Here is a 5476-nt window from a genome sequence, read left to right on the forward strand (position 1 = left end):
GCGAGCGCAAGACTTTCACAGACCAAGAAGCCCTCGATTTTCACAGTTTGCCTACGCCGGGGAAGATATCGGTTGTGGCCTCCAAACCGATGGCGACCCAACGCGATCTGTCGCTTGCCTATTCTCCCGGTGTTGCGGTTCCAGTTCTCGCCATCTCAAAAGACCCCGACACGGCTTATGACTATACGTCGAAAGGCAATTTGGTCGCCGTGATTTCAAACGGTACTGCCATTTTGGGTCTGGGAAACTTGGGTGCCCTGGCTTCAAAGCCTGTAATGGAAGGCAAGTCGGTTCTGTTCAAGCGCTTTGCGGATATCGACTCTATCGACATTGAGCTTGATTCGATGGACTCAGAAGAGATCATCCGCACCGTTCGCAATATCTCCTGCACCTTCGGCGGTATCAATCTGGAAGATATCAAAAGCCCGGAATGCTTTATCATTGAAAGCCGGCTCAAAGAATTATGCGACATTCCGGTTTTTCATGACGACCAACATGGAACCGCCATAATTGCGGCCGCAGGCTTGATCAATGCTTGTGAGATTACAGGTCGCGATTTTAAGGACCTTAAAGTCGTCGTGTCAGGTGCCGGTGCCGCTGGTCTGTCTTGTATTTCCTTGATCAAGACGCTGGGTGTGCCGCACCAAAACGTCATTGTGTGTGACCGCGACGGGGTGGTCTATCGTGGCCGTGAAAAGGGCATGGATCAATTCAAGTCTGCCCACGCCGTTGATACGCCCCTGCGAACTTTAGAAGAGGCAATGAAGGGCGCAGATTGTTTCTTGGGCCTGTCCGCCAAGGGCGCGGTTAATCAAGCCATGGTGGCCAGCATGGCCCCAAGCCCCATCATCTTTGCGATGGCCAATCCGGATCCGGAGATTCGCCCGGAAGAAATTTTGGAAGTTCGAACCGATGCGATTATTGCCACCGGCCGGTCGGACTATGCGAACCAAGTCAACAATGTTTTAGGCTTCCCCTATATCTTCCGGGGTGCGTTGGACGTCCGCGCCCGCACGATCAATGAAGAGATGAAGCTGGCGGCAGCCCGCGCCCTGGCAGAGCTTGCGCGCGAAGATGTACCCGATGAAGTGATGGCTGCCTATCATGGTCGCCAACTTAAATTTGGTCCGGGATACATCATCCCGACGCCGTTTGATCCGCGCTTGATTGCCGCCATTCCCCCGGCCGTAGCACAAGCTGCAATGGACACAGGGGTTGCCCGCAAGCCGATCGATGACATGGGCGCTTATCGTGATCGTCTGGCCCAACGCCTCGACCCAACAGCGTCTCTTCTGCAAAGCTTGCAGGAAGCGGTGCGTGCCAATCCAAAGACAATCGTGTTTGCAGAAGGCGAGGATCCCGCCGTTATCCGCGCCGCGTATCAATTCGAGCAATTGGAAATGGGCAAGGCCATTTTGATCGGGCGCGAAGAGCAAGTGCGCCGCAACAAGGCGCTGGTAGGCGTCCCGGAGGATTCTGGTCTCCAGATATTCAATGCACGTCTATCTGATCGCAATGTCGACTATACAGACTATCTCTATCGCCGCCTGCAGCGTCGTGGCTATCTGCTGCGCGATTGCCAGCGCATGATTAATCAGGACCGCAACGTCTTTGCCGCAACCATGGTTGCCATGGGCGACGCCGACGGGATGGTCACCGGCACAACACGCACAACTGACCAAGCATTGAATGAAGTCATGTTGGCGATTGATGCGGCGGCCAAGAGCAAGCCGATCGGCCTTTCGGTGCTGATTTCGAAGGGGCGAACCATATTTGTCGCCGATACCAACGTCACTGAAATGCCAAATGCCGAGGATTTGGCCCGCATCGCCATTCAGGCGGCCGGCGCTGCCAAGCGTCTAGGCTTTGTGCCGCGCGTGGCCTTTGTGGCCTACTCCACTTTTGGACGGCCCATGGGCGAGCGGTCAGAGAAGTGCCGTGAAGCGACGGCAATTCTAGATCGTATGGAGGAAATCGACTTCGAGTATGAGGGCGAAATGTCGGTTGGGGTCGCTCTCAGCGCGGATTCTCATCGGCTTTACCCCTTCTCACGACTGACGGGACCAGCCAATGTGTTGGTCATGCCTGCCATCCACTCCGCACGCATTTCGACTGATCTGGTTGAGTTTTTAGGCGGCGCAACCGTTTTGGGGCCGATGATGGTCGGCTTGCGCCACCCGGTCCAAATCTGCTCGCTCTCCGCACCGGTTTCCGAGATTGTGACCTTGGCGACTTTGGCAGCCTATGACGTCAATGCCGGAAGCCCAAGCAAGCGGTAAAGTGCCAAACTACCAAGGCTGGGAATAGGATTGGCGGGGCGCTAGCCCCGTCTCGAACTCAAGCAGAATGTCGCGAAATTCTTCTGATGTTGGCAAGTTTGCGGCACCTTCCTTGAAGCGGTAGCCCCAGAATGAAGAGATGTGCGAGATCACGCCCATTGAATGCCCCAGGTCTAGGAAGAAGATAGGGGCTTCCAAGAGGAACCTGCGGAAAGCCGCTGTGTTACCACGATGAACAAGGTCGGCAAATGCATCATCATAGAGCGCCAGAACCTTGCTACAATTGCGGGCCGCTTCGCGGATCCGTTTGCGGATAGAGGTTTTGAGGATGCGAATTTCCTCGCGTGTGGCACCATCATTCCGCCCCGACGGCTTAATCTGATCCATTTCTTGCGTGACGCGGATTAAGCCTTGGATCATTTCTGAAAATTGCCATTTGTAATAAATGAAGCCCTTCCAGCTGAAAATGCCTTGGGTGAACTGATCACCGTGCAAGCCTAAGGTCGCACGCAAGGGGTCGAGGCGCGCGTCGGCATTTGCAGACAAAAGCGCGTCGGCCAGCTTGCCAACCATGCCAGTGCTGCCGCTGCCAATCGTAGTCTGAAAAGCCAAACGGATCAGCGGGGCCATCTCGGCGCTGGTAAAGCTTTGCATGCGACTGGAGTCGGCGGGCGATATCGAGAAGTAACATTCCGCTGGCTGGTGATGGTTCCTTCGCAATTGTTCGCGAACCAAAAACGGGTCGAGGGAGGGTAACTCATTCAACATACCCAGGACCAGAAAATCTCGTTCAAGCTCTAGTTCACGATAGCCAACCAAATCGCAAATCGCCTGTCGGAATCCTTTTTGGTTCACAAAAATCGAGCGCCCACCCAATTCCAGATCATCAAAGTCGAGCGGAAAAATAATCTTCGTGGCGACGGCTTTGGAATCAGGGATAAGATAGGCCTCATCTCGCCGAAGCCGGTGCTTGACGAGGATCGATCGGTTTAAAAGGTCATCCGTAAAGAGCGGTGCCTTTTTGCGCATCGGATCGTTGGGATAGCGTTTCGCCACCATATTCAAATTCAGCACGCGACTGGTTGACGCTGAGTGGGCGAGGGCAGCTAGGTTACGTATCCCTGACATGGGCGAGCCTGTTTAAAATGCACTTTGAGGCGACTATTCAGATATTCTCATTAGTAACAGTGGGTGAAGGATAGGATAAGCAATTCGATAAACTTTTCACAAAACCGAAACTCTATTAGGAAAAATGCATTTTTGTGCAGTGTGAAACAACGAAAAAACAATAACTTGGTTAATTCTTAAGCTAAGGGAGCCATCTTTCAGGGGTTCGTGGGCAACTTCCCTGGCGATGCACGTATCTTCAAACAGTCTTGAGAATACGCAATGAGCCTTAATGCCGCTAGCAACGCCCGCGTTAGTTCTCGCAAAAAAAATCGGGTAAGCTTTTGCTCGATTTCGATTTGGAGCGCACCCTGGATCCGGACAGATCAAGCCGCGCTTTAACTTCAGCCAAAGCTAGGCATCAGGCTTATTGCCGAAGCCGGGCACCCGATTTCGCGTTGCCCGCTTTGTTGCCCACGCCCAAGGGAACCGGCACGCCGGACCCTGCATAGTCAGTATTGATAACCAAGCTTGCGTTCTTGTCCAGAGCAACATCCTTCGCGACAACAACGCTCCACTTTGAAGCCTCTGCTACGTTGCCGGCAGCATTGATCACCAAGAGCGCACTGGGCAAATAAACTGTGCCGAGCAGTTTATCGACTTTGGGTGACGAAATCACCATTTGCTCCACATTGTCTCGCGAGCTCACAATGACAAAGCCTGCCCAATCGCCGGAAGTTCGCCCTGTTAGGGAAACTGTTGCGCTGTTCCTTGCCTCAAACCTACCATTCCCATCGAAAATCATGATAACATCCTCGCCAATTAGGCTGCCACTAGCGGAAGCCATAAGCAACCTACAAAAATAATGTTCGCCTGGCTCAAGGGTTAGAGTTCCATTTCCTTCAACTTTAACTGTGCGATTATGCACGCCAGCAGGGAGTGTGGTATCTACGGTGCCACTCACGACAAAATCGCCATCCGGCGGACCAGAACAGGCACCAATGCGTTTGATGGTTCTTTCGATGAAAGGGTCTGCCACAGCCAATGCGCCACTATTGGCGGCGGGGGAGTAGCCGGTACCTGAAGCGGTTCCTGTGGCCTGGATTGTGCCGGCACCAATTGCCGCGTTGTTGGTCGTCGCAATATGCCCATTGGAATGCACCAAACAATTACTTGCCTGAATGCTGCTGTTGCTGCCAGCCCTTAACCCTGGCGTTGAGATCTCCGGTAGGGCCAGCACGCACAAGGGCTGCTGATTGAGAGCTTCTGCAACTGCGCTAACTTCGATCTTAAACCCGCCGGGTGGTACCAGATTGCCAAAGAAGGACCCTCGAACACCGACGCCAGAAACCTGAAAGCCGCCGCTCGCATTTTGGCCGGCAGTAAAGTTCATCGTGACGCGCGGAGCGAGGTCTGTGACCTGATTTAATGCAAATTCCTCCGCGAAGCCGCTTGCATTCCGGGCTGCACCTCCAGCAACCGCCAATTCGCGGGCACCCGCTAAGGCCGCGGCGTCCACCGCCGCTTGCATCCGTGCCTTTTCACTCGACAGAGATACCAACTCCAGCGTCATCACTACGATCATAGATAAAGGGATCGCCATCAAACCGGTGATCACGACTAGATTGCCGCGTTCGCCGCGTCGCTTAGCTTTTCGCCCGGTCGAAAACAACGCAGCTACTTACCACCCTCTTCCAGTAACGTACAGGTAAGCAGAAAGTGGTGTACTAAACGTTTAAATCGTGGACAGAAGCGACGAAAGCCGTTGATTTCGGCAATAAGAGGCCTGGTTTTGACAGTTCAATCGATCAATGGTTTCCTAAGGCACTTGCCTGGATCATTACATGCACTCTTTGCCCATAAGCTCGACCTAAACCCACATTCTCGCAAACGTGCGGCACTTTCTCGAAAAGGTGACAACGGGATAGTTTTTCGCATCCTTGGTGATGGGTTCGCTTGTGATAAAAAGCACTTTCAACTCTAAACTGGAGCCTTGCTTGGTGCAGGGCATAGGCCAGTCCCAGAGATATCAACTTGACGACGCAATCTTCCGATCCTCACTGGTGGCGCGGTGCCACGCTTTATCAAAT

The 5476-nt window shown here is 53.4% G+C and carries 3 protein-coding genes; 1 reads left to right on the forward strand and 2 read right to left on the reverse strand.

The features are described 5' to 3' along the window. The coding region (locus ACIQ20_RS15625) for an NADP-dependent malic enzyme (RefSeq protein ID WP_395781927.1) at positions 1–2279 on the forward strand (2279 nt) is incomplete at its 5' end. A gap of 9 nt (positions 2280–2288) precedes the next feature. Here the strand turns inward: ACIQ20_RS15625 and ACIQ20_RS15630 are convergent. Together ACIQ20_RS15630 and ACIQ20_RS15635 are read right to left on the reverse strand one after the other, a co-directional pair. Next, positions 2289–3407 carry a hypothetical protein gene (locus tag ACIQ20_RS15630; RefSeq protein ID WP_395781929.1) on the reverse strand — a complete coding sequence of 373 codons (1119 nt, stop codon included), beginning with the start codon at positions 3405–3407 and terminating at the stop codon, positions 2289–2291. Positions 3408–3813: 406 nt separating this feature from the next. After that, on the reverse strand, positions 3814–5058 hold the full coding sequence (locus tag ACIQ20_RS15635) for a pilus assembly protein TadG-related protein (protein WP_395781931.1): 1245 nt from the start codon (positions 5056–5058) through the stop codon (positions 3814–3816). Positions 5059–5476: the final 418 nt, after the last annotated feature.

Source organism: Aquidulcibacter sp. (assembly GCF_044346625.1).
Lineage (GTDB): Bacteria > Pseudomonadota > Alphaproteobacteria > Caulobacterales > Aquidulcibacteraceae > Aquidulcibacter.